Genomic DNA, 20,386 nt, shown 5'->3' on the forward strand with positions numbered 1-20,386 from the left:
GCATGGCCGACGGCAGCGACGACATCCAGGCGCTTGTCGGCCTGATGGCCCGGCTGCCGGGGCTTGGCCCCCGGTCGGCCCGGCGGATCGTGCTGCACCTGATCCGCAAGCGTAGCGGGCAGATGTCCCAGCTTGCCGGGCTGCTGGACCGCGTGGCCGTCAATTCGCGCGAATGCGTGACATGCGGCAACATCACCGACCGCGACGAATGCGCGATCTGCACCGATCCCGCCCGCGCCACGGGCGAATTGTGCGTGGTCCAGGATGTGGCCGACCTTTGGGCGATGGAACGCGGCCGCGCTTTCGGCGGCCGCTATCATGTGCTGGGCGGCACGCTTTCCGCCCTGGACGAGATCGGACCCGACGACCTGGGCATCCCGTCCTTGATCGACCGGGTCGAGCGAGAGAAGATCCGCGAGGTCATCCTGGCGCTGAACGCCACCGTGGACGGCCAGACGACAGCGCATTACATCGCCGACGCCCTGGCCGAAACCGGCGCCGCCGTGACGGGACTGGCGCAGGGCGTGCCGATCGGCGGGGAGTTGGATTACCTCGACGACGGCACGATCAGCGCGGCGCTGCGCGCGCGGCGGCGGCTTTAGGCCGCCACCAGTTCCCCCGCCAAGGCCTTCTCGATCAGCGCGCGTGTCTCGTCAATGCCGTACAGCGCGATGAAGCCACCGAAGCGCGGCCCTTGGTCCGCCCCCAACAGCACCTGGTAAAGCGCCGCGAACCAGTCGCGCAGGCGTTCGAAGCCGTGATCCTTGCCGATGGCGAAGACCATCGACTGCAAGGCCTCGGCATCCGCCGGCTGGTCCCAGGCGGCCAAGCGGGCTGCCAGATCCTCCATCGCGCGGCGCTCGACCTCGGTCGGCTCGCGGAACTGGCGGGTCGGCGCCACGAAGTCGGTGAAGTAGCGAACGGCAAAGCCCGCCGCCTGGTCCAGCCCCGGATGCGTCTCGGGCGAGGCTTCGGGCGCATAGCGGCGGATGAAGCCCCAGAGGCCGTCCTTGTCCTTGGCCCCCGCGACGGATGCCAGGTTCAGCAGCATCTGGAACGGCACCACCATGTCGGATGCAGGAACCTCGCCGCCATGGATGTGCCAGACCGGATTCGCAAGCTGCTGGTCCGGCGTCTGGTCGGGATAGGCACGCAGTTGCTGGTGATATTCATCGACGGCCTTGGGGATCACGTCGAAATACATCCGCTTGGCCGTCTTAGGCTTCTGATACATGAAATAGGACAGGCTTTCAGTCGCCGCATAGGTCAGCCATTCGTCGATGGACAGCCCGTTGCCCTTGGACTTCGAGATCTTCTGGCCGTGCTGGTCCAGGAACAGTTCATAGGTGAAATGCTCCGGCGCCCGACCGCCGAGGATCCGGCAGATGCCGTCATAGATCGGCGTGTTGGTGGAATGGTCCTTGCCATACATCTCGAAGTCCACGTCAAGCGCGGCCCAGCGGGCGCCGAAATCGGGCTTCCATTGCAGCTTCACCTGCCCGCCCGTGACCGGCAGGGTCAGTTCCTGCCCATCCTCGTCGTCGAAGGTGATGGTGCCGTTCTTCGCGTCCACATGCTTGATCGGGACATACAGGACCTTGCCGGTCTTGGGGCTGATCGGCAGGAAGCAGCTATAGGTCTGCTGGCGTTCCTCGCGCAAGGATGCCAGCATCACCTCCATGATCGCGTCGTAACGCTCGGCCGCCAGCAGCAGCGTGTCGTCGAACCGGCCGGACTTGTAGAATTCGGTCGCGCTGATGAATTCGTATTCGAAGCCGAATGTATCCAGGAAACGCCGCAGCATCGCGTTGTTGTGGCCGCCGAAGCTGTCGTATTCGCCGAAGGGATCCGGCACCGTGGTCAGCGGTTCCTGCAGGTGCTGGTGCAGCATCTCCTGGTTCGGGACATTCTCGGGCACCTTGCGCATCCCGTCCATGTCGTCCGAAAAGCAGAACAGCCGGGTCGGGATGTCGCTGATGATCTGGAACGCGCGGCGGATCATCGTCGTGCGCGCGACCTCTCCGAAGGTGCCGATATGGGGCAGGCCGGATGGGCCATAGCCCGTCTCGAACAGGACATAGCCCTTTTCGGGATCCTTCTTTTCATAGCGTTTCAGCACCCGGCGCGCCTCCTCGAACGGCCAGGCCTTCGATTGCATTGCGGCGTCGCGCAGCGTGGTCATCGCATACTTCTCCTGTTCCAAGGCTTGACGCCTTATTGAAAGCAGGGTGAATGGTCAATAATTTGCACCAGATGCCGACTGACACAGGACCAGACATGACCATCGACCTGCCCTCGTTCTCGCCCTGCGATGCCTTGGTGGCGGTGATGGTTGCCGTGTCGGCGTCCGACCAGACCTATCGCACCTCGGAACTGGTGGCGATCCAGCGCAGCGTCGATCATTACCCGGTCTTCGCATCCTATGACGACGACCGCATCCGTGCGATCAGCCAGACGGTCATAACCCTGTTCGAGCATGAGGACGGCATCGACGCCCTGTTCGGCCTGATCCGCGACGCCTTGCCGGAAAAACTGTATGAGACCGCCTACGCCCTGGCCTGCGACGTGGGCGCGGCGGATGGACGGCTGTATGAGGGCGAGGTCGCGATGCTGGCCGAGATCCGGCACCAGTTGAACATCCCCCGCCTGCACGCCGCCGCGATCGAGCTTTCGGCCCAGGTCCGCCACCGCGTCCTGTAGTCAGGACCACAGGTTCAGGATGTCGCGCTGAAGCTGCTTTGCATCGCGCGTCCAGGTCAGAACGCCCGCCGGCAGGTCCTGCCCTGCCGTGGCCGCCTGCCGTTGCGCATCCGCCGTCAGGATGGCGAAGGCCGATTGCGTCCCGTCCGGGCGGCGAAGATAGCCTGCAAGGTTCGACACGAAGTTCAGCGTGCCGGTCTTGGCGCGGATCTGCGTCGCGCTTGCGGGGTCGCGGCCCAGATCCTCGTCCAATGGGTTCAGCTTCAAGAGATCGGGCAGACCCGCCGCGACTCCGGGGCCTGCCAGCAGGTGGGCCATGCCCTGCGCCGTGACGCGGCTGTCGGACGACAGGCCCGAATGATCCGCCAGGATGAAATCCGCGCCATGGCCTTGGGCAGCAAGCCATGCCTGCATCGCCTGGGCCGAGCTTTCCAGATCCCGCGCCCCGCTGGCATGAAGGCCCACCGCCTCGGCCGTGAGGTTGGTCGAAAAATAAAGCATCCCGCGCAGGATTTCGCGCAGGGGTGGGCTGGAATGGCTTGCGACGACCTCGCCCTGCGGCAGGGTCTGGATTACCTCGGGGATGGGCAGGACAAGCCCCTTGGACCGGCACAGCGTCTGGAAGACATCGCCCGCGTAAAGTTCGGGCTTGCGGACGGGAAGCCAGCGGCTGCCGGGGTTCCTGACGGCCGCGCGCGCGACGGTCCAGCTTTCACGATCATCCTCGGCGCGATAGGAAAACAGGTCGGGCTGATCGCCGGGCGCGGCGGTGATCGTATAGGCGCGGGGCGAATGATCCGCAGCCCTCGCCTCCAGCGACATCTGCGACCCGCCCTGCCGCCATCCCAGGTGGACGCGGTTGAAGTTCAGCATCATACCCGAAAGCGCGGGATTATAGGCAAGGTGGTCGGCCTGGGGCGGGGCGATCTCCTCGAACCGGGGCAAGGCGCCGCCCCAGACGGCAAAGCGCGCGGGCGCGGGCTGTCCCGTCGCCGCAAGACCGGCGGCCAGCCGGGCAAGGTCGTCCGTGGACAGGACCGGGTCCCCGCCCCCCGCCAGGACCAACATGTCGCCCGCGCGGATCACCCGCGTCGCGAAGGTCCAGCCGCCGCCAAGCCGGGCAAGCGCGTAAAGCGCCGTCACCGCCTTCAGCGTGCTTGCGGGCATCATCTGCGCATCCGCCAGCGCGGCATCGGCAAGGCCCGCGCCCTCCGCGTCAAGCCGCGCATAGGCGACGACGCCCCGCAGCTTGCCCAGGGCGACGGCCTGACCCGCCTTGAAGCGGGGCTTTTCCGGCGGCCTGCCCCAGGCGGCCGCAGGCAGCGCGGCCAGTCCGGCCAGCAGGCACCGGCGGGCGATCATCGCCCCGCCCTCAGGGCGGTCGAGGACTGAGGCGACATCGGCAGGTTGACCAGCACCCAGGCAGGCGGCCTGCGCAGGGCCAGCGTTCCAGCCTGCTCTTGCGGCAGGCGTGACCGCGCCATGGCTTGCGCGGCGACCGAATGGCGCGCGGCGGTTTGCGATCCCGGCCGGGCCAAGACGCCGATGGGGACAGCCGCCGCGATCCGCTTCCAACGGTCCCACCGGTGAAACTGCACCAGGTTGTCAGACCCCATCAGCCAGACAAATCGCACGCCGGGATAAAGGCCGCGCAAGGCGGCAATGGTATCGGCCGTCATTCGCGTGCCCAGCCGCCGTTCGATATCTGTGACAACAACCCGGGGATCGTCCAGCAATCGCCGCGCATGGGCAATGCGTTCCAGCATCGGCGCAGGCCCCCGCGCCTTCAGCGGATTGCCGGGCGAGACCAGCCACCAGACGCGATCCAGCCGGAACCGGCGCATCGCAGCCTGGGTGATGGCCAAATGACCTTCATGCGCGGGATCGAAGGATCCCCCCAGCAGGCCGACGCGCATCCCCGGCACGGCGACGGGAAGCCCTGCCCGGATCACAGCCTGATGGCCGAGATCAGCCTGCCGTAATCGGCCTTGCCTTCATGCGTGGCGCGGCGATAGCTGAAGAACTTGTCGGGGTCGGAATAGGTGCAATGCCCGGACCATTCCGCCTCTACCCCGGCATCGCGCAGCCGCATCAGGCCAAAGGATGGCAGGTCGAACATCGGCCGCCCGTTCGGCCCGCCGCTGAAAAAGCGGTCGTAAGCCTGATCCTCGGCCAGGAAGCTGTCCATGAAATCATGACCGACCTCATAGGCGCGCTGGCTGATGGTGGGGCCGATCACCGCGCGGATGCGGGTGGCGCCAAGGTCGCGCATGGCACTGACCGTGGCCTCGATGATGCCGTCAAGCGCGCCGCGCCAGCCTGCGTGGCAGGCACCGATCACGCCCGTATCTGCGTCGGCCAGCAGGATCGGCTGGCAATCTGCCGTCAGCACGGCAAGGGCGACGTCGCGGCGGGCGGTGACGATGCCGTCGGCTTCGGTATTGGCGACGGTCGGGATGTCGTCGCCATCCCGCAGCGTGATCACATCGGCGGAATGGACCTGCTTCACCGTTGCCAACGCATCGGCAGAAACGCCCATGGCGGTTGCGACGCGGGCGCGGTTCAGGGCCACCATATCGGTCTGGTCGGTGGACCGGCGGCCGCAGTTCAGCCCCGAGAACAGCCCCGATGACGCACCGCCCTTGCGGGTGAAGAACCCGTGCTTGACGCCGTGAAGATTGGGATGGGTCAGGATCTCAAGCGTGGTCTGCATGAAGCCTCAGCGCGTCAAAACCGGGCACCGGGGGCGCCCCTTTCGGCCAGATGGCCATGGCCTTGAACAGGTGACCCATTTCATCCGGGTGGGTCAAGCGCCGAAGCGCCGTCATCGCCCCCTCGTCCCCTGCGGCCGCCAGCCGTTCCGCCCGCTGCCCCGCTCCCAGCGACATCAGCCAGTCGCCCTGGTGGATGGGGCGCGAGGCGACCGCGCCTGCACGGATCGCCGCTGCGGCAAGGGGCGCGAAATCGACATGGGCGGTCAGGTCGGCCTCGCCCGGATGAGCCAGGGGATCTTCGGGTCGGTGGTCGCGAAGCGCCTGGAATGTATCGCCATAGCCGTTCCAGCCCCCGTAATCGACCAGGATCGCCGCCCCGCCATGAACGGCGATCCGCCGGGCGATGGCTTCGACGATGGCCGGGGCGGCGGGGCATTCCTCGACCACGTCGCCGGGCCGACCGTCACGCGGCAGGTCCACCACCGGTCCAAGGCCAAGGCGCAACCCGTCGTCGGACAAGCCCACCATGCGTTCGCACCAGCCATCCGGGCCGTGCTGATATTGTCGGATCGGCAGCGCATCGAAGAATTCGTTTGCAACCAAGAACAAGGGCTTGCCGGGCATATCCTCGACACCATCAAGGTGGGTGACCGCGCCCAGCCGGTCGCGCTGAACCTGGCGCAGATGGGGGGATGCCTCGATCAGCGCGACCTCGGCTGCCTCGGCCATGCCGGGGGCCTTGCGGATCGCGCGCAGCATGTCGGCCATCAAGGTGCCGCGTCCCGGCCCAGGCTCGGCCAGGGTGAAGGGTGCCGGGCGCCCCTGGTCCATCCAGGCCTGCGCCAGGGCAAGACCGCATAATTCGCCGAACATCTGGTGGATTTCGGGTGCCGTCGTGAAGTCGCCGCGAACGCCGAAGGGATCGCGCGTGGCGTAATATCCGTATTGCGGATGCAGCAGGCAGATCTCCATGTAATCCGCCAGCGTGATCGGACCCGTCGCCCGGATCCGCCCCGCGATGATTTCCGCCAGGGGTGTCATCTGGCGGCAGGGCGGCGCAAGGCGCGCAGGACCAGGAACAACCCGATCAGCACCATGGGCAGCGACAGAAGCTGACCCATCGTCAGCCCGACCACCGGCCCGCCGATCACATGACCCAAGGGGTTGTCGGGCGTGATGAATTGCGCATCCGCCACACGGAACAGTTCCACGAACATCCGCGCCAGCCCGTATCCGGCCAGGAAGACGCCAAAGGCCAGGCCCGGACGGTGCAGCCCGCCCGCGCGGACCAGGGCAAACAGGATCAGCCCCAGAAGCAACCCTTCCAGCCCCGCCTCGTAAAGCTGACTGGGATGGCGGGCGCAGGGTCCGACAACGTCAGGGCAGGCCTGCGCGGCCTGTCCCGGGAAGATCACGCCCCAGGGCAGGTCGGTCGGGCGGCCCCACAGTTCCGCGTTGATGAAGTTCGCGATGCGGCCGAAGAAGATGCCGATGGGCGCCACGACCGCCATCGCATCGGCCAGCCGCAGCGTGGGAATGCCGTTCGCGCGGCAAAAGGCCCAGGTCGCCACGATGACCCCGGCGAAACCGCCGTGAAAGCTCATCCCGCCCTGCCAGACCTTGATGATCTCGGCCGGGTTCGACAGGTAATATCCCGGTTCGTAGAACAGCACGAAGCCCAGCCGCCCGCCCAGGATCACGCCCAGGATCACCCAAGTCAGCAGGTCGTCCACCCGGTCCGCCGCCATGGGCGCGCGGTCCCCCCAGATCGCGTCGCGCCGCATCATCGCCACGATGATCCGCCAGCCGATCAGCAGCCCCGCCAGATAGGCAAGCGCATACCAGCGCAGCGACAGCGTCAGGCCGCCAAGATTGATGGTGAAAATCTCGGGGGCGATGTCGGGAAAGGGGATCATGGGGCCTCGGGCTTGTGCGCGGCGCACGCTAGCGGGCGGCGGCGCGGTGTCAACATGGCGGCAGCCGGCCGCCATCGTGCATTCGCGCATGGCCCGCATTGAACCCCAGCGCGGCCCGGCCCATATAGGATGCCAAGCACGTATCAGGGGCGAAGGCCAAATGACCACGCAAAACAAGTTCTTTGACGACATCTCGAAGCTGATGACCAATGCCATGGGCGTGGCCCACGGCGCCAAGTCCGAGGCCGAAACCGCCATGAAGGGCTGGATAGACCGCTGGCTGGCGGATCGCGACTTCGTGACCCGCGAGGAGTTCGAGGCCGTGCGCGAGATGGCCATCAAGGCCCGCACCGAGAATGCCGAGCTGAAGGCCCGGCTGGACGCGATGTCTGCGGGTCGTCAGGGCTGAAGCCGGTCACGCAGCGCGCCGGAACGGTCGTACAGCAGCACCTCGCCCGCGTCGGTGACGACGACGATCCAGTCGCGGGCGAAGGTCACGGCCTGGGCCTGCGCGCCGTCCGGCAGGGCAATCGCGTCAGGCAGGTCGGGAAGCGTCGGCTGTCCCAGCCGCAGCCATAACAGCGCGACGATTGCGATCATCCCCAGGCCCATGACCAGGGCCAGCCCTGTCACCAGCCACCGCAGCAGCCGCAGTTCCGGCACCGCTTTCGCAGCCGTTTTCCAGTCGCTATCATCCTGATCCATGTCGAACCTTGTCGTCACCATCCCGGCCGATCCGCCAGACCGTCTTGATAAGGCGCTTGCCCTTGCGGTGCCAGAGGCGGCGGCCCTGTCGCGGTCGCGCCTGGCGCGACTGATTGCCGATGGCGCGGTCAGCGGACCCGACGGCGTCGTCCGCGACGGCAAGGCCCGCGTGGCCGAGGGGCAGGATTATCTGATCCGAATCCCGGAACCCGAGCCCGTGGAAACCCGCCCCGAGGCGATCCCCCTGGTCATCGCCTTCGAGGATGACGACCTGATCGTCATCGACAAGCCCGCAGGCATGGTCGTCCACCCCGCGCCGGGATCGCCCAACGGCACGCTGGTCAACGCGCTTCTGGCCCATTGCGGCGATACGCTGTCGGGGATCGGCGGCGAAAGGCGACCGGGCATCGTCCATCGGATCGACAAGGACACGTCGGGCCTGCTGGTGGTCGCCAAGTCCGACCGCGCCCATCACGGTCTGGCCGCACAGTTCGAATCGCATACGGCACAACGCCGGTATCTTGCGCTTGCACATGGGGTGATCGATGGCGCCGACCCGCGCCTGCGCGGCACCCCGGGCGTCAGCTTCGAGGATGGCGGGGTGCTGAAAATCACCTCGCGCCTGACGCGCCATGCGACGGACCGGCAACGGCAGGCGGTCTATTTCGACAAGGGTCGGCATGCGGTAACGCGGGCGCGAATGCTGGAACGGTTCGGGACTCCTCCGTCCGCGATGCTGGTGGAATGCCGCCTGGAAACCGGGCGAACCCACCAGATCAGGGTCCACATGGCCCATGCGGGATTGGGGTTGATCGGCGATCAGGTCTATGGCGGGGCACGCCGGGCATCCGCCAAGGCGCTCGGGCCCGCTGCGACGGATGTCGCGGCCTTTCCCCGCCAGGCGCTGCACGCGGCGCATCTGGGTTTCGATCACCCCATCAGCGGCGAGCCATTGTCATTCGACAGCCCCTTGCCCACCGATATGCAGGGGCTGCTGGACCTGTTGCGGACGGCATCATGACGCAATCGTGAAGCTTCGGTGCTGGCCCGTTCACGATTTCAAAACAGAATGATACCACAAGCGTTGCCTGGGGTTGCACCCGCAAGCCGGAACCCTGCACTTTCAGGGCGCGTTCCCCGCATAGTTGCGAAAGGCCCGAACCATGGCGAATTATGGAAATCTTCCCGCCCCAAGCCCCGAACAGGGGCTGAACCGCTATTTGCAAGAGATCCGCAAGTTCCCCCTGCTTGAGCCGGAAGAGGAATACATGCTTGCGAAGGCCTGGGCCGATCACCAGGACAGCGAGGCCGCGCACAGGCTGGTGACGTCCCACCTGCGCCTGGCCGCCAAGATCGCCATGGGGTATCGCGGATACGGCCTGCCCCAGGCCGAGGTGATTTCCGAAGCCAATGTGGGCCTGATGCAGGCCGTCAAGCGGTTCGATCCCGAACGGGGCTTCCGGCTGGCGACCTATGCGATGTGGTGGATCCGGGCGTCGATCCAGGAATACATCCTGCGGTCCTGGTCGCTGGTGAAGATGGGCACGACCAGCGCGCAGAAGAAGCTGTTCTTCAACCTGCGCAAGGCCAAGTCGCGCATCGGCGCGCTTGAGGAAGGGGATCTGCGCCCCGAAAACGTCGCCCAGATCGCCAACGACCTGAACGTGACGGAACAGGAAGTCATCGACATGAACCGCCGCCTTTCGGGTGGCGACGCGTCCCTGAATGCCACCGTCGGCAGCGGCGAGGGCGAATCCGCGTCCCAGTGGCAGGACTGGCTTGAGGACGAGGATGCCAACCAGGCCGAAGCCTTCGCCGAATCCGAGGAATTGGATACCCGGCGCCAGATGCTGATGCAGGCCATGGACGTGCTGAACGACCGTGAGAAGGACATCCTGATCGAACGTCGCCTGCGCGACGATCCCCTGACGCTGGAAGACCTGTCGTCGCGCTATGACGTGTCGCGCGAACGCATCCGCCAGATCGAGGTGCGCGCCTTCGAGAAGCTGCAGGACCGGATGCGCGTCCTGGCCCGCGACAAGGGCATGAGGGTGCCCGACACCGCCCTCTAGGATCGGGCATCCTGCCGCGGTCCGGCAGGCGCGATTGACCTGCCGTGCGCGGTCGCTATGGTCCAAGGCAGGCTGGCAGATCAAACAACATGACCGCGCTTACGGATTTTCAACGGCTCGAAGCCCAAGGCTCGTGGCGCTCTGCGCCCGATGCGCCGTTGCGCGAGGTGATCGTGTCGGTGGGCGAGGCGACGCTGGTCCTGTCCGACCCCAAGACCGACCGGCCATTGTCCCACTGGTCGCTGCCCGCTGTGGTCCAGTTGAACCCCGGGAACATGCCAGCAATCTATGCCCCCGGCCTTGAAGGCGCGGATGAAACCGTTGCCATCGACGATCCGCTGATGATCCAGGCGATCACCCGCGTTCAGGGCGCGGTCGCCAGCCATCGGGCCCACCGGGGGCGGCTGCGCGGCGGGTTGATCGTGCTGGCGATCCTGGCTGCGCTTGGCTGGCTGGCCTTCTGGCTTCCCGGCGCCCTGGTCACCCATGCGGCCCGCATCGCGCCACCGGCCCAGGCACGCGACATGGGCATGGCGATCCTGGCCGACTTGGAACGCGAAGCGGGTGCGGTCTGCCGGCGCAACTCGGGTCAGGCGGTGCTGGATTGGCTGGCGCCCCAACTGCTTGGCGCGGACGCCGCGATCCGCGTGGTCCCCGGGCCCGTCGGCGGGGCCCGGCGCCTGCCGGGCCAGGTCTATGTCATGGGCAGCGACCTTCTGCGAACCGCGCCCGGCCCCGAGGCCGCAGCCGCGCATCTGATTGCCGCGAAACTTGCCACTGCCGACGAGATGTTGCGGCAGGCTGCGGTGCATCACGCGGGGCTTCTGGCATCCTTGCGGCTGATGACGCTGGGCCATTTGCCGGCGGAGGCGATGCAGGGCTTCGGGGCAACGCTTCTGCGTGAACCGGCGCCACGCCCTGACAATACCGACTTCCTGGAAGCCCTTGCGGAACGCGGCATCCCGGCGGAACCCTATGCCCGGACCATCGATCCGACCGGGCAGTCGGTGATCCCCCTGATCGAGGGCGATCCGTTCCGCAACGCCCCCCCTGCCCGTCCCCTTCTGACCGACGAGCAATGGCTGGCCTTGCAACAGATCTGCGCAGGCTGACAGCGCCATATCGTTTTCGCCGTTGCGCCCCGCCCCGGCTGCGGTTATCACCGCCCCAGGCACCCGTAGCTCAGCTGGATAGAGCGCTGCCCTCCGAAGGCAGAGGCCAGGGGTTCGAATCCCTTCGGGTGCGCCAATCATGCCATATTTTCGTATATATTACAACGCACTAGCCTCTGTCTGGCTTGCCGTGTCCCCCTCCGTATCCCCCATCCGATTGTGGAAGCTGCGGGAACTTGCGGGAATCAAACGCCCGACCGAAGCCGGGCGCTGATGGTCAGATCGGCATGCCGATTTCGCGCTGGAGTGCCCAGGTCACACCTACGATCCCGTCACGGACCATGGCGGCATGGCCTTCCATTGTGGTGGTCGCCAGATCATCCACGAGGAGGAACAACGCGCTCACCAGATTGCGGCATTCCGCCAACTGGCCGTCCAGCCGGATAACCTCGTCCTGTAGTTCATCGGCGGTTCTCATGCTGCATCCTCTCTGAGGATTGTTGCTGCATTGTCCAACTGCATCTTCGCTTCGCGCAGTAGATCGACAACCTGCTGCGCGCCAACTGAGAAGCAGGCAGTATCCTTATCATGCAGACCGGCCAGGTAGATCAGATCGAGGAAGGACATGGCCTCGTTGATCTTGTCAGAACCATCGTTCACCATGTGGATCGGCTTGCGGCTCATGCTGCGTCCTCCTTGCGCCAGATCCCAGCCTTCTGGCGCCGAGACAGCAATTCGGTGCCGTTGGTGACAACAGCCATCAATGCGCCTGCCACGTTCAAAGTGCGCTCCACAGCATCGAGGCGTCCGGCTGTCATGATTTCGCCGCTGGTATCGTTGTCCAACGCCAGCCTTGCTGTCAGGATCATCGCCTCCACATGATAGGCGAGTTGTTCGGCCCACTGTGCAGGGTCATCGACCTTGATCAGGTTATCGATGATCGGGAATTCAATTTGGGTTTCCCCAGGCAAGCCGGGGGTGTTATGGCAATGATCAGCCATTCTCGATCTCCTCACGGATCGGGTTTCGGTTAGGGCCGGATGAGAGGTGCGAACTCTTGCCCGGCCTGCTACTTTCTACTACAATCTCCAACACACCGCAACAACAATGTTGGAGATTGTAGTAATGGCTAAGGGCGCCCCTATTGGGTTCCGCATCGACGCTGATATCAAGGCGGCGTTGGAGGCTGCTGCGGAGGCAGATGATCGCTCTCTGTCCTCGCTGGTCACGATTATTCTACGGGACTGGCTGAAAGAGCGAGGTTATTTGGCACAATGAGATACTTAAAGATCGTTTCAGCAGTAGCACTGGGTTCAGTTTCAGGTTCAGGAGCAAGTTGATAAGTTTATTGGACCAGAGGTCGCGCCCACCTTTGCAGCTATTCCTTAAATTTTTACCAACGCGATCAAACTTCTATTTACAAACGCCTTAAGGTTGCATTATCTGTAATTGTAGGCGGCTACAGGCACTCAACCCTCGTCTCGCACCCCCGGCGCCACGACACGCCGGGGGCAACAATCATTTAGCCAATTGCGCTTTCTGTGATATGCCGGACATAGACACGCGTCTTTGTTGCCGGGGCCATCTTCACGATTAACGCCCCGCTAGGCCAGCGGGGCTTTTTTCTGCCGCCATGGAACCACTGCCACGCTGGTTCTGTTCGCTTTGGTGAGGGCTAAACGCACATCCTTCATGGGAGGCCCTTGCACCACGCCCGGTCGTGAGGGCCTTTCCTGCTGCTTTATCCTGCCACCCGCTCCAGCATGGCATCAAGGCGTGCCGCTGTCAGGTGCCAGTTGAATGGCCTCTTTAACCGTTTCGGCCGTGTTTCCTTGAACACCCGGTCCAAGCGTTCGACAGTCAGAGGAAACCGGCGCGGCGGTATGATGCCAAGGATGCGGTCCAGCCGCTTTGCGGTCAGCAGATGCTGTGACTGAAACCAGCACTGGCGGCTGCAATATCTTGTATGGCGCTCCTTCTTGAGAAAGCGGGTTCCGCAGACCTCGCAGTTCCCATGATCACGGGGCGGATATTTTTGCGGTGGAAGGTTTCGGCCAGCAAGGGCCGCAGCCCTTCCAGCACATTTGTGGCCGCAGTGGATTTGTCCGGCAGTGATGGGATGGAACGCCTGCTTGCAATGCGGACAGGTCTTCATGATCTTCAGCCGCTGTGCCGGGTTATCGAGGCTCTTTTCGCACTTCTTGCTGCAGAACTTGGCGCCCCTGAACTTCCTCTCGGGGATAGGCCCATTGCAGATCTGGCAGCGCCTGCCCTTGATCAGTTCAGCGCGGAAGATTTGATAGGTCGCATTTTTGTCGTCCTGCTTTTCCGCCCTCAGACACTTGCGGCTGCAATACATGCGCCGGGAATTCGTCTTGGTAGGCATGACGTTGCCGCAACGGACGCAACGATGCTTCAGATCCAGCGGGTCGCTGACCTCACTGCCCGGTCCTCGTCCATCTCCTTCAGTCTTGAAATGTGACTGTTCCAGGACACGTTGCACTTCGCGCTGCAGAACTTGCGATGTCCTTCCGGCAAAGGTCCGTGACAGCGCGCGCAGCACGACCTCTCGATCAGGGTTCCTGCGTGAACGGTCCATTCCAGTTGTCCTTGTTCCCAAGTTGGCCGGTTTGCATTCACCCGCCGAAAGGCGGATGCCAGCATCTCGTTTGCCATGTCGTCGGCGTCCTTCCACCCCCAGCCCTGAAGGCAGAGGTCGGCCCGAATGCCGTGGCGCAGCGGTCCTTCCAAGCCGAACAGCGTGGCGGTCGCCCCCGCCTCGAAGGCCAGTTTGATTACTGCTGCCAGTTCTTTCACCAAGGCGTCAAAGCGGCCCTTGCCCAACCTGCCACGTCGGGCGTCCTGCTCCTGGCGTGCCCGCTTGCGTTCCCATGCCTTGCTGTCGAACCGATGGTGTTTCATCCCAGCATCGCGTCCAGAAGCCCCGCGTTGATCGGGTGCTGCGACATCGGCGGCAGGGTCTTCACGCCCTCGGGTGCTTGCTTGTCGGTTCGATAGGCGTCCTCGATCCAGATGCCATCCAGGGCCATGATGATGTGGGCATGGTGCGGTTCCAGCGGCACCCGCATGATCTGCGACCAAGCTGCCATGGCTTCCCAGGTGATCGGGTTCGGACCGTGGGGATTATAGCTACGTTGACGAGACAGGGCGCCGAAGGCTTCCATCAGCGGCAGTCCAGCCTCTGGCAGGGGCGACGTGCCGCCCGCCAGACGGGCTTTCATCGCGGCGCAGAGTTGCTTCTTGAGCCGATCCATCAGCGGTTCCTCTTGTTGTGGTTGTCGAGGATTTCCGGGATCTGACGGGCGAACTGCTTGTTGTTCTGGTCCAGCATCTGCCGCATCTGCGCGAGGGTCTTCTGATCCGCATTTCCTTCGACTGTCAGGTTCGTGACGGGCGCGAAGTTGATGGCAGGCGCCGAAGTGATGCTACCCCCCTGCCGCCCTGCCAGCAGGTTGCGGGTCTGATCCGCGCTCCAGATGCGCGCCGGGCCGGTGGCCTCCAGTTCGGGGCCTTTCTCGCCCACGATCCGCAAGCCACCCATGTGATCGCCGCCAGAGGCAAAGCCGGGGACCAACAGCCCGCCGATGCTGGTGGCCAAGCCCCCCATGCCGGGCAGTCCCATGATGCCCTTGATCATCTGGGTCTTGGCGATCTCCAGCAGCAGATCGGCAACCGCCTGCTTTGCTGATTTCGAGCCGTCGATGATGGAGCCGAACATATCCGTGAGGGCATCCTTGCCCGCCTGGCTGCGTTCCTTGATGGCGTCCAGCTTCTCGGCCGCGCCTTGGGCTTCCAGACCGGCCTGCACATAGGCATCGGCCAGCTTGTCGATCTCGGCTTCCAGTTCAGGAGTGATCTGTTTTCCAGCCTGTTGGGCTGCGTGCAGCAGTTCGGCCTTCGTGCGGGCGAACTCCATGGCATCGCCGTATTCCTTGCCGGATGCCGCCACGGCGATCAGGACCGCCGCCTCGGCCTCCAGGGCTGCTGTCCTTTCCCGGATGGCCTGCGCTTCCTTGGCGAACTCATCGACCGCTGCTTTACTACCGCCGCCCTTGCTGCCCTTCGATCCGCGTCCTCCCTTGCCAGCGGCACTGCGGCCCGCTGCTCCTGCCAGAGAGGCTGCGGCAAGGTCGCTGGCCTGCTGATCGGTCAGCGTGGCTCCTGCCTCGCCTGCGCGCCGCCTGACGGCCTCGATCTCGCGTTGCAGGGCAAGCTGTTCCGCCGATGCGCTGTTGCGGGCCTCCTCGGCTGCCGTGAAGCCTTCCAGGGCCTCGCGCTGTGCCTCCATGCTGTCCATGCTGGCAGCCTCGGCCGCGTGCCGGTCGCGCATGGCCTGCGTGGCCTTCTGGTCCGGTGCCGTTCCTGCTGCGCGGGCGATGGCTGCGCCCATGCTGTTGGCAAGGCTGGTGACTGAAGCAATGACCCCGCCCAATCGGCCAAGCTGCGATATGACCCCCTCAAAGGTGGTGCGGTCGCCTGCCTCCAGCGCGCCGAAGGCATCCACCGCCGCCGCCTCGATCTCCCCCAGCTTGACGGTGAAGTCCTCGCCGCTGATCTCCCCATCGCGGAAGGCCTGAACAAGGTTCTGCATCTCCTCATAAGCCACGCGCAGGGCATCAGCTGCCGTGTCATAGCCCAGGCTGTCGAGGCGCGAGATGGCGTCGATCATCGCCACGCCTGCCCGGCCCGCTTCCTCGGCCAGGGTGGCATAGCGTTCATCGAGGCGGGCAAGGGCTTCCTCGTTCTGCTCCACCAGATCGCGGTTTGCCGCCAGGGCGTCATAGACTTCATCGCCCAGGATCGCCCTGCCCTCGGCCTCATTGGCGAAGATGGTGTCCAGCCGGGCGCGCAGGTAGGTCAGTTCCGCACCCGCTGCCACGAGGTTGACCACCATGGCCTTGCCGAAGTTGGCGGCTGTCGTGGTCAGTTGGCTGAACTTCCGGTCGATCTCGTCAGCCTTGGCGATCAGTTCGGCATCCAGCACCGCGCCGGTTTCATGGGCCTTGTTGATCGTGTCCTGCAGCGCGTCCCGGCCCTGCCCCAGCAGTTCCACGAAGCGTTCACCGCCGGTCCCGCCGAAGATTTCATCGGCGATCCTGATCTGCGCGGCCTTGTCGAAGCCTTCCAGCCGCCCAAGGATCTCCAGCATCAGGGCGGAGGGATCCTTGAGTTTCTTCTTCAGGTCGTCGGCACGCAGGCCCAAGCGGTTGAAGGCCTCGGCAGCCGGGCCAACGCCGGTCACGATGAACTCATCCGCGCGCAGGGCCAGTTCCTTGAAGCCATCCACCAGGGCATCGACGCTGATGCGGTTCTGGTCGGCCAGGAACTTCCACTCCTGGAAGGCATCGGTCGAGAGGCCCGCGCGCTTTGCCTCGTTGCCCAGTTCGGCCATGCTCTTGACGGTGGCGCCGATGTTGCTGGTCAGCCCTGCGAAGGCTGCGGTTGCCGCGCCGCCGATCAGCCCGCCCGCAAAGGCCTTGCTGAACGTGCCGATCTGGCTGCTGGTCGAGGCCAAGGCCTGATTGATCCGGCCCGTCGAGCGGATCATGTCCTGCTCCATCTGCCGGGTTGCCGAACGGGACTTTTGGGACAGGCCCTGATAAGTGCGAGTGCCCCGGTTCTCGGCCTGGCGCATCCGCTTCTCGAACTCCGAGACGCGCGCCTCCAGCATCACCACAAGGCGTTCGTCTGCTCCTACGGCTGCGTTCATGCGCGCCTCCTATACGGTCCACATGTCATCGTTGAACCAGTCCTGACTGGTCGTCATCGCGCCCTCGTCGGCTGCGCATCGGGCCACGGCCATTGCGGCCGCCACCGCCCCGTCGATCTTGTCGCGGCTCTTTCCCTTGTGGAACGTGCGGTTGCCTGCCGGGTCGGTGCGCACTTCGATGTTCGAGAAGTTCCAGCGCAGGACCGGGTGACCGCCATGCCGGAAACGCCGCCCGATGATCGCGCGCTCCAGTTCTTTCACCGCCGGGGCCATCGTCACCCAGCCCTGCCGCATCTCGACAGCCGGGAAGCCGTCCTCCAGCAGGTTGTTCAGCATGTTGCGCGCCAGATGCGGGTCGAAGGCGATTTCCTGCACGTTGAAGCGGGCGCAGAGTTCGCGCACCTGATCCTCGACCGCGCGGAAGTCCACGACATTGCCGGGCGTGGCGGTGATCTGACCACCCGCTGCCCAGGCCGGATAAGGCACCTGTGCCAGTTCCTCGCGGGCGCGCAGGTTATCCTCAGGACAGAAGAACCAGGGCCAGACCTGGAAGCCGTCATCCCCATCGCGCCAGCAGGCCACGATCACCGTCAGGTCGGAGTTGCTGGACAGGTCCACGCCCAGCCAGCAGGGCGCTTGCTTCGCCTCCAGGTCATCCAGATCGACCGGCCCGGCGCCCTCGTCATAGACGGCCATTTCCACGAAGGGATCGGTGGCGTGATCGAGCCAGATGTTCAGGTTCAACTGGCGGAAGGCTTCGCGGTCCCCGATCCGGCGCTGGCCTTCTCGGGCCAACTGGCGAAGGCCTTCGATATCGGGATAGCCATACCGCAAGCCGGGGTTCACGCGGAACCAGATTTCCTCGTCGGTCCAGTCGCAATCTGCCGGGGCCTCGAACAGGACAGGCAGGATCGAGGGATCGTCCACCTCGCCACGGGCCACGCGGCGCGCGTCGTTCACGATGTCCCAGGCGATGTTCTCCTGCCCGCGTCCTGCCGTTGTGGCGACGACAAGCAGGCTGCCCGGTGTCTTGACCAAGCCGGATCGCAGCACATCCCAGAGTTCGCGCTTCTTCCAGGCATGCAGTTCGTCGGCCAGCACAAAGACCGGGGTGCGGCCATGCTGCGTGCCCGCATCGGCGCTGATGGCCTCGCAGAAGCTGCGCTCCTTCGGGAAGGTGATGCGGTTGCGATAGTCCAGCGTGCGGATATGGGGCGCGATCTTCGGATGCGCTGTCAGCAGCCCGCGCAGTTCCTCATAAGCAATGCGGGCCTGCTTGCGATCAGAGGCGGAGGTGATGACTTCGCCGCCGGGCACCCGTTCCGGTCCCACGGTATGCAGGGCCTCCAGCGCGGCTGCGAGGCTGGTCTTGCGGTTGCCCCGTGGCACAAGGATCACCGCCGTCTTGACGATCCGGGTGCCGTCCTCATGCCGGGGGCCATAGATGCGGCGCACGATCCGTTCCTGCCACGGGTCAAGCTGGAAGGGCTTGCCGGACTTCGGATGGCGCAACATGCGCAGGAACTTCACGGCCCGTTCCCCGAAGCCCAGAGGGTCGGGAATGGTGCTGCCGTCATAGATCCAATGCGGGAAGGTGTCAGACATCGAGAGGATCCGGCTCATTGTCGCCGTCCTCCCTGATCGCGGGACGGGACCGGCTGACAGGGGTGAGGCCCAGTTCGGCGGCAAGCTGACGCGCGGAAGCCATGGCCTTGTCCTGGAGGCGGGCCAGTTTCAGCATCACCTCGGGATCCTGCCCGGCCTGGATCAGCGCCTCGGTTTCGCGCACCCGGCCAATGCAGATGCAATAGTTCTCCAGCCCGCCAAGGTCGGCATCAGTGAGGATGCGGCGTTCGGTCAGAACCGGCATCACGCGGTCCCATTCCCGCCGCGCGTCCTCGGCCAGCCACTCCGGGGCCTCCACAGCAGGAAGAGGCTTTTCGGCCTGCCGCATTGCTGGCTTGGTGCCCTTCATTCCGGCAACCTCACGCAGCGCAGTTCAACGCCCGTGCGCCGGCCGATGGTGGCCACCGACTGGATGTTGAAGGCATTGCCCTTCCAGACCAGCCGGTCGGCATTGGTGATGCCGTCCAGGAACCGGGTGCGGAAGATCACCACCTCCTCATCGGAGGCCCCGAAGTTGCGGATGTATTTGGTCGTGGTCTGCTCCACTTTCTCGGCCCTCAAGAGTGCCAATTTCACCCAGGTCGTTGAGGGGGTGCCGTATTCGTTGATGGTGCTGGTGGACCGCTCGATGCGGATTTCCTCGGTGAGCCTGCCCGCCTTCATGCCAAGGCCTCCACGATCAGGGCCTCGACCGTGACGACGCCGTGGGAATGCTCCCCGTCCGGATCGCGCATGGTGCGGGTGGAGGACACTTGCAGATCGGCGCAGTGATAGGGCGTGGCCATGACCAGCCGGGGGCCGAAGTTGATGGCCTGCCGGATCAGCCCGCAGATCGCCTTGACGCCTTCCAGAGAGGCTTCGCGCTTCCAGACATGGATGGTGTGATAGACGCGGATATGGGTGCGCCTGAGGCTGGTTCCCTCATCCACCGCTTGGCTTTCGCCCAGGATGATCGAGGGATTGGGCGCGGGCCTCTGGTTGGCGTCCCGGACGTTCGCAGCGGGCACCAGGGCCATCAGCGCCGCCGTGGTCGTGAACCGGGCACGTAGGGCTTTCTGAACTTCCAGTTCGGCGCTCATTTGGCCTCCCGGATGGCTTTGCCGATGGCGCGCTTGATGCGGTTCAGGGCACGCTTGCGGCCCATGCGGAAGCCCGGCCAGAAGAAGGGTTGTGCCTCGTGGTGTGAGGTGCCGAACTCTTGCAAATGGGGATAACGGATATCGGTATTGCCCACGGTGATCGCCGCCATGTTCTCGGGCACCACCATCGAACCGCCGGGCTGGGAATAGGGTGGGGTCGTTTGGCCGGGGCCGGTGACGGCGATGCTGGATTTCAGGTCAGGCGCAGAGGTCGAGGGATCATCGGGCGCAAGGGCACGCTGGATGTCTGCGATCTCTTCTGCCGACTTCACCAGGGCGGGCTGCACGGCATTGCGCGCGGCTTGCGGGATCGCCCGCATCCGCTTCTGGAAACTGGAAAGACCGCCGTCGCTTGCCATCAGAAGCTCCTGTCGCGATGCGCGTCGATGATGTCCTGCACGCCGAAGGGCAGCAGCTTGTCGCTGTCGGCCAGCGCCTCGCGGTTGGCGAACCACCACGCGGCCAGTTGCAGCACGGCTTCCTTGAGATCGTCAGGGATTGGGGGGAACAGATCGCCGCCGAACCGATCTGCGATCTTGAAACCAAGCCAGCGTTCGATATGGGCCTGTGCGGCATCGCCCTTCTGCTGGAGGGACAGCTTGTCCTCAGACGGGGCATCCTCGGTCAGCCCAACCTGTGCCGCCAGTTCCTCATAGGTGACGATTGCCATG

General features: G+C 64.9%; 26 protein-coding genes and 1 tRNA gene. 8 read left to right on the forward strand and 19 right to left on the reverse strand.

The features are described from left to right. Nucleotides 1-2 precede the first annotated feature (2 nt). Entirely contained in the window at nt 3-602 is a 600-nt protein-coding gene (gene recR / locus CK944_RS09730) for a recombination mediator RecR (RefSeq protein WP_103172861.1), read from the forward strand. Here recR and CK944_RS09735 read toward each other — a convergent pair. Next, a complete protein-coding gene (locus tag CK944_RS09735; RefSeq protein WP_103172862.1) occupies nt 599-2,182 on the reverse strand; it encodes a lysine--tRNA ligase in 1,584 nt (527 codons plus the stop codon). The two genes, recR and CK944_RS09735, sit on opposite strands and share 4 nt — an antisense overlap. Before the next feature lie 95 nt (nt 2,183-2,277). On the opposite strand from CK944_RS09735, the gene CK944_RS09740 reads away from it, so the two are divergent. Beyond that, entirely contained in the window at nt 2,278-2,700 is a 423-nt protein-coding gene (locus tag CK944_RS09740; protein WP_103172863.1) for a tellurite resistance TerB family protein, read from the forward strand. Here CK944_RS09740 and dacB read toward each other — a convergent pair whose 3' ends face one another. From dacB to lgt, 5 genes are read right to left on the reverse strand one after another with little or no spacing between them, the layout of a single operon-like run. Further along, on the reverse strand, nt 2,701-4,062 hold the full coding sequence (gene dacB / locus CK944_RS09745; RefSeq protein WP_103172864.1) for a D-alanyl-D-alanine carboxypeptidase/D-alanyl-D-alanine-endopeptidase: 1,362 nt from the start codon (nt 4,060-4,062) through the stop codon (nt 2,701-2,703). Beyond that, nucleotides 4,059-4,649, reverse strand: coding sequence for a nicotinate-nucleotide adenylyltransferase (locus CK944_RS09750; RefSeq protein ID WP_103172920.1), 591 nt, complete (start codon nt 4,647-4,649; stop codon nt 4,059-4,061). Before CK944_RS09750 ends, dacB begins: the two co-directional genes overlap by 4 nt. Continuing rightward, a complete protein-coding gene (pgeF, locus tag CK944_RS09755; RefSeq protein ID WP_103172865.1) occupies nt 4,649-5,413 on the reverse strand; it encodes a peptidoglycan editing factor PgeF in 765 nt (254 codons plus the stop codon). The genes CK944_RS09750 and pgeF overlap by 1 nt, the downstream gene beginning before the upstream one ends. Beyond that, entirely contained in the window at nt 5,397-6,455 is a 1,059-nt protein-coding gene (locus CK944_RS09760) for a class I SAM-dependent methyltransferase (RefSeq protein ID WP_103172866.1), read from the reverse strand. Before CK944_RS09760 ends, pgeF begins: the two co-directional genes overlap by 17 nt. Beyond that, nucleotides 6,452-7,330, reverse strand: a complete 879-nt coding sequence (gene lgt / locus CK944_RS09765; RefSeq protein ID WP_103172867.1) for a prolipoprotein diacylglyceryl transferase — start codon at nt 7,328-7,330, stop codon at nt 6,452-6,454. Before lgt ends, CK944_RS09760 begins: the two co-directional genes overlap by 4 nt. A gap of 160 nt (nt 7,331-7,490) precedes the next feature. Here lgt and CK944_RS09770 point away from each other — a divergent pair, with 160 nt between their 5' ends. Continuing rightward, entirely contained in the window at nt 7,491-7,739 is a 249-nt protein-coding gene (locus CK944_RS09770; protein WP_103172868.1) for an accessory factor UbiK family protein, read from the forward strand. Here the strand turns inward: CK944_RS09770 and CK944_RS09775 are convergent. Continuing rightward, nucleotides 7,730-8,035, reverse strand: a complete 306-nt coding sequence (locus CK944_RS09775) for a DUF6476 family protein (protein WP_103172869.1) — start codon at nt 8,033-8,035, stop codon at nt 7,730-7,732. The two genes, CK944_RS09770 and CK944_RS09775, sit on opposite strands and share 10 nt — an antisense overlap. Here CK944_RS09775 and CK944_RS09780 point away from each other — a divergent pair. From CK944_RS09780 to CK944_RS09795, 4 genes are all read left to right on the forward strand, one after another. Next, nucleotides 8,034-9,056 (forward strand): RluA family pseudouridine synthase, encoded by a 1,023-nt coding sequence (locus CK944_RS09780; RefSeq protein WP_103172870.1) that lies wholly within the window; start codon nt 8,034-8,036, stop codon nt 9,054-9,056. The two genes, CK944_RS09775 and CK944_RS09780, sit on opposite strands and share 2 nt — an antisense overlap. Before the next feature lie 142 nt (nt 9,057-9,198). After that, entirely contained in the window at nt 9,199-10,107 is a 909-nt protein-coding gene (gene rpoH, locus CK944_RS09785; RefSeq protein WP_103172871.1) for an RNA polymerase sigma factor RpoH, read from the forward strand. Between the two features lie 89 nt (nt 10,108-10,196). Next, on the forward strand, nt 10,197-11,219 hold the full coding sequence (locus CK944_RS09790) for a hypothetical protein (RefSeq protein ID WP_103172872.1): 1,023 nt from the start codon (nt 10,197-10,199) through the stop codon (nt 11,217-11,219). 59 nt (nt 11,220-11,278) lie between these two features. Continuing rightward, a tRNA-Arg gene (locus tag CK944_RS09795) sits at nt 11,279-11,355 on the forward strand. Between the two features lie 141 nt (nt 11,356-11,496). Here the strand turns inward: CK944_RS09795 and CK944_RS09800 are convergent. Genes CK944_RS09800 through CK944_RS09810 form a run of 3 tightly spaced genes read right to left on the reverse strand, consistent with a single transcriptional unit; the run spans nt 11,497 to nt 12,220 of the window. After that, a complete protein-coding gene (locus CK944_RS09800) occupies nt 11,497-11,697 on the reverse strand; it encodes a hypothetical protein (protein ID WP_103172873.1) in 201 nt (66 codons plus the stop codon). Next, nucleotides 11,694-11,903 carry a hypothetical protein gene (locus tag CK944_RS09805; RefSeq protein ID WP_103172874.1) on the reverse strand — a complete coding sequence of 70 codons (210 nt, stop codon included), beginning with the start codon at nt 11,901-11,903 and terminating at the stop codon, nt 11,694-11,696. The genes CK944_RS09800 and CK944_RS09805 overlap by 4 nt, the downstream gene beginning before the upstream one ends. Then, nucleotides 11,900-12,220 carry a hypothetical protein gene (locus CK944_RS09810; RefSeq protein ID WP_103172875.1) on the reverse strand — a complete coding sequence of 107 codons (321 nt, stop codon included), beginning with the start codon at nt 12,218-12,220 and terminating at the stop codon, nt 11,900-11,902. Before CK944_RS09810 ends, CK944_RS09805 begins: the two co-directional genes overlap by 4 nt. A gap of 46 nt (nt 12,221-12,266) precedes the next feature. Here CK944_RS09810 and CK944_RS23200 point away from each other — a divergent pair, with 46 nt between their 5' ends. Further along, nucleotides 12,267-12,497 (forward strand): hypothetical protein, encoded by a 231-nt coding sequence (locus CK944_RS23200; protein ID WP_158247984.1) that lies wholly within the window; start codon nt 12,267-12,269, stop codon nt 12,495-12,497. A gap of 463 nt (nt 12,498-12,960) precedes the next feature. Here the strand turns inward: CK944_RS23200 and CK944_RS09815 are convergent, their stop codons facing one another. The 9 genes from CK944_RS09815 to CK944_RS09860 form a co-directional block, all read right to left on the reverse strand. Further along, nucleotides 12,961-13,818, reverse strand: a complete 858-nt coding sequence (locus CK944_RS09815; RefSeq protein ID WP_158247985.1) for a hypothetical protein — start codon at nt 13,816-13,818, stop codon at nt 12,961-12,963. Nucleotides 13,819-14,137: 319 nt separating this feature from the next. Then, nucleotides 14,138-14,494 carry a hypothetical protein gene (locus tag CK944_RS09825; RefSeq protein WP_103172878.1) on the reverse strand — a complete coding sequence of 119 codons (357 nt, stop codon included), beginning with the start codon at nt 14,492-14,494 and terminating at the stop codon, nt 14,138-14,140. Further along, nucleotides 14,494-16,950 (reverse strand): hypothetical protein, encoded by a 2,457-nt coding sequence (locus tag CK944_RS09830; protein WP_103172879.1) that lies wholly within the window; start codon nt 16,948-16,950, stop codon nt 14,494-14,496. The genes CK944_RS09825 and CK944_RS09830 overlap by 1 nt, the downstream gene beginning before the upstream one ends. Before the next feature lie 9 nt (nt 16,951-16,959). Then, complete coding sequence (locus tag CK944_RS09835; RefSeq protein WP_239986026.1) at nt 16,960-18,573, reverse strand: terminase large subunit; 1,614 nt, start codon at nt 18,571-18,573, stop codon at nt 16,960-16,962. After that, the gene (locus CK944_RS09840) at nt 18,548-18,925 is read right to left on the reverse strand and encodes a phage terminase small subunit P27 family (RefSeq protein WP_103172880.1); all 378 of its coding nucleotides are present in this window, start codon (nt 18,923-18,925) and stop codon (nt 18,548-18,550) included. Before CK944_RS09840 ends, CK944_RS09835 begins: the two co-directional genes overlap by 26 nt. Continuing rightward, complete coding sequence (locus tag CK944_RS09845) at nt 18,922-19,239, reverse strand: phage head closure protein (RefSeq protein ID WP_103172881.1); 318 nt, start codon at nt 19,237-19,239, stop codon at nt 18,922-18,924. Before CK944_RS09845 ends, CK944_RS09840 begins: the two co-directional genes overlap by 4 nt. After that, a complete protein-coding gene (locus tag CK944_RS09850; protein ID WP_103172882.1) occupies nt 19,236-19,655 on the reverse strand; it encodes a DUF3168 domain-containing protein in 420 nt (139 codons plus the stop codon). Before CK944_RS09850 ends, CK944_RS09845 begins: the two co-directional genes overlap by 4 nt. Next, nucleotides 19,652-20,074 carry an HK97-gp10 family putative phage morphogenesis protein gene (locus CK944_RS09855; RefSeq protein ID WP_103172883.1) on the reverse strand — a complete coding sequence of 141 codons (423 nt, stop codon included), beginning with the start codon at nt 20,072-20,074 and terminating at the stop codon, nt 19,652-19,654. Before CK944_RS09855 ends, CK944_RS09850 begins: the two co-directional genes overlap by 4 nt. After that, entirely contained in the window at nt 20,074-20,385 is a 312-nt protein-coding gene (locus tag CK944_RS09860; RefSeq protein ID WP_103172884.1) for a head-tail connector protein, read from the reverse strand. The genes CK944_RS09855 and CK944_RS09860 overlap by 1 nt, the downstream gene beginning before the upstream one ends. Between the last annotated feature and the right edge of the window lies 1 nt (nt 20,386).

The sequence above is a fragment of the Paracoccus sp. SY genome, assembly GCF_002901215.1.
GTDB classification, from domain to species: domain Bacteria; phylum Pseudomonadota; class Alphaproteobacteria; order Rhodobacterales; family Rhodobacteraceae; genus Paracoccus; species Paracoccus acridae.

What these genes read in the sequence shown, in the direction of transcription:
- CK944_RS09830 (WP_103172879.1), bottom strand. Translation starts at nt 16,950, where the DNA reads ATGAACGCAGCCGTAGGAGCAGACGAACGCCTTGTGGTGATGCTGGAG.
- CK944_RS09770 (WP_103172868.1), top strand. Translation starts at nt 7,491, where the DNA reads ATGACCACGCAAAACAAGTTCTTTGACGACATCTCGAAGCTGATGACC.
- lgt (WP_103172867.1), bottom strand. Translation starts at nt 7,330, where the DNA reads ATGATCCCCTTTCCCGACATCGCCCCCGAGATTTTCACCATCAATCTT.
- CK944_RS09840 (WP_103172880.1), bottom strand. Translation starts at nt 18,925, where the DNA reads ATGAAGGGCACCAAGCCAGCAATGCGGCAGGCCGAAAAGCCTCTTCCT.
- CK944_RS09810 (WP_103172875.1), bottom strand. Translation starts at nt 12,220, where the DNA reads ATGGCTGATCATTGCCATAACACCCCCGGCTTGCCTGGGGAAACCCAA.
- CK944_RS09790 (WP_103172872.1), top strand. Translation starts at nt 10,197, where the DNA reads ATGACCGCGCTTACGGATTTTCAACGGCTCGAAGCCCAAGGCTCGTGG.
- pgeF (WP_103172865.1), bottom strand. Translation starts at nt 5,413, where the DNA reads ATGCAGACCACGCTTGAGATCCTGACCCATCCCAATCTTCACGGCGTC.
- CK944_RS09735 (WP_103172862.1), bottom strand. Translation starts at nt 2,182, where the DNA reads ATGACCACGCTGCGCGACGCCGCAATGCAATCGAAGGCCTGGCCGTTC.
- CK944_RS09740 (WP_103172863.1), top strand. Translation starts at nt 2,278, where the DNA reads ATGACCATCGACCTGCCCTCGTTCTCGCCCTGCGATGCCTTGGTGGCG.
- CK944_RS09825 (WP_103172878.1), bottom strand. Translation starts at nt 14,494, where the DNA reads ATGGATCGGCTCAAGAAGCAACTCTGCGCCGCGATGAAAGCCCGTCTG.
- CK944_RS09780 (WP_103172870.1), top strand. Translation starts at nt 8,034, where the DNA reads ATGTCGAACCTTGTCGTCACCATCCCGGCCGATCCGCCAGACCGTCTT.
- CK944_RS09800 (WP_103172873.1), bottom strand. Translation starts at nt 11,697, where the DNA reads ATGAGAACCGCCGATGAACTACAGGACGAGGTTATCCGGCTGGACGGC.
- CK944_RS09850 (WP_103172882.1), bottom strand. Translation starts at nt 19,655, where the DNA reads ATGAGCGCCGAACTGGAAGTTCAGAAAGCCCTACGTGCCCGGTTCACG.
- CK944_RS09835 (WP_239986026.1), bottom strand. Translation starts at nt 18,573, where the DNA reads ATGAGCCGGATCCTCTCGATGTCTGACACCTTCCCGCATTGGATCTAT.
- dacB (WP_103172864.1), bottom strand. Translation starts at nt 4,062, where the DNA reads ATGATCGCCCGCCGGTGCCTGCTGGCCGGACTGGCCGCGCTGCCTGCG.
- CK944_RS09815 (WP_158247985.1), bottom strand. Translation starts at nt 13,818, where the DNA reads ATGGACCGTTCACGCAGGAACCCTGATCGAGAGGTCGTGCTGCGCGCG.
- CK944_RS09805 (WP_103172874.1), bottom strand. Translation starts at nt 11,903, where the DNA reads ATGAGCCGCAAGCCGATCCACATGGTGAACGATGGTTCTGACAAGATC.
- CK944_RS09855 (WP_103172883.1), bottom strand. Translation starts at nt 20,074, where the DNA reads ATGGCAAGCGACGGCGGTCTTTCCAGTTTCCAGAAGCGGATGCGGGCG.
- recR (WP_103172861.1), top strand. Translation starts at nt 3, where the DNA reads ATGGCCGACGGCAGCGACGACATCCAGGCGCTTGTCGGCCTGATGGCC.
- CK944_RS09845 (WP_103172881.1), bottom strand. Translation starts at nt 19,239, where the DNA reads ATGAAGGCGGGCAGGCTCACCGAGGAAATCCGCATCGAGCGGTCCACC.
- rpoH (WP_103172871.1), top strand. Translation starts at nt 9,199, where the DNA reads ATGGCGAATTATGGAAATCTTCCCGCCCCAAGCCCCGAACAGGGGCTG.
- CK944_RS09775 (WP_103172869.1), bottom strand. Translation starts at nt 8,035, where the DNA reads ATGGATCAGGATGATAGCGACTGGAAAACGGCTGCGAAAGCGGTGCCG.
- CK944_RS09760 (WP_103172866.1), bottom strand. Translation starts at nt 6,455, where the DNA reads ATGACACCCCTGGCGGAAATCATCGCGGGGCGGATCCGGGCGACGGGT.
- CK944_RS09860 (WP_103172884.1), bottom strand. Translation starts at nt 20,385, where the DNA reads ATGGCAATCGTCACCTATGAGGAACTGGCGGCACAGGTTGGGCTGACC.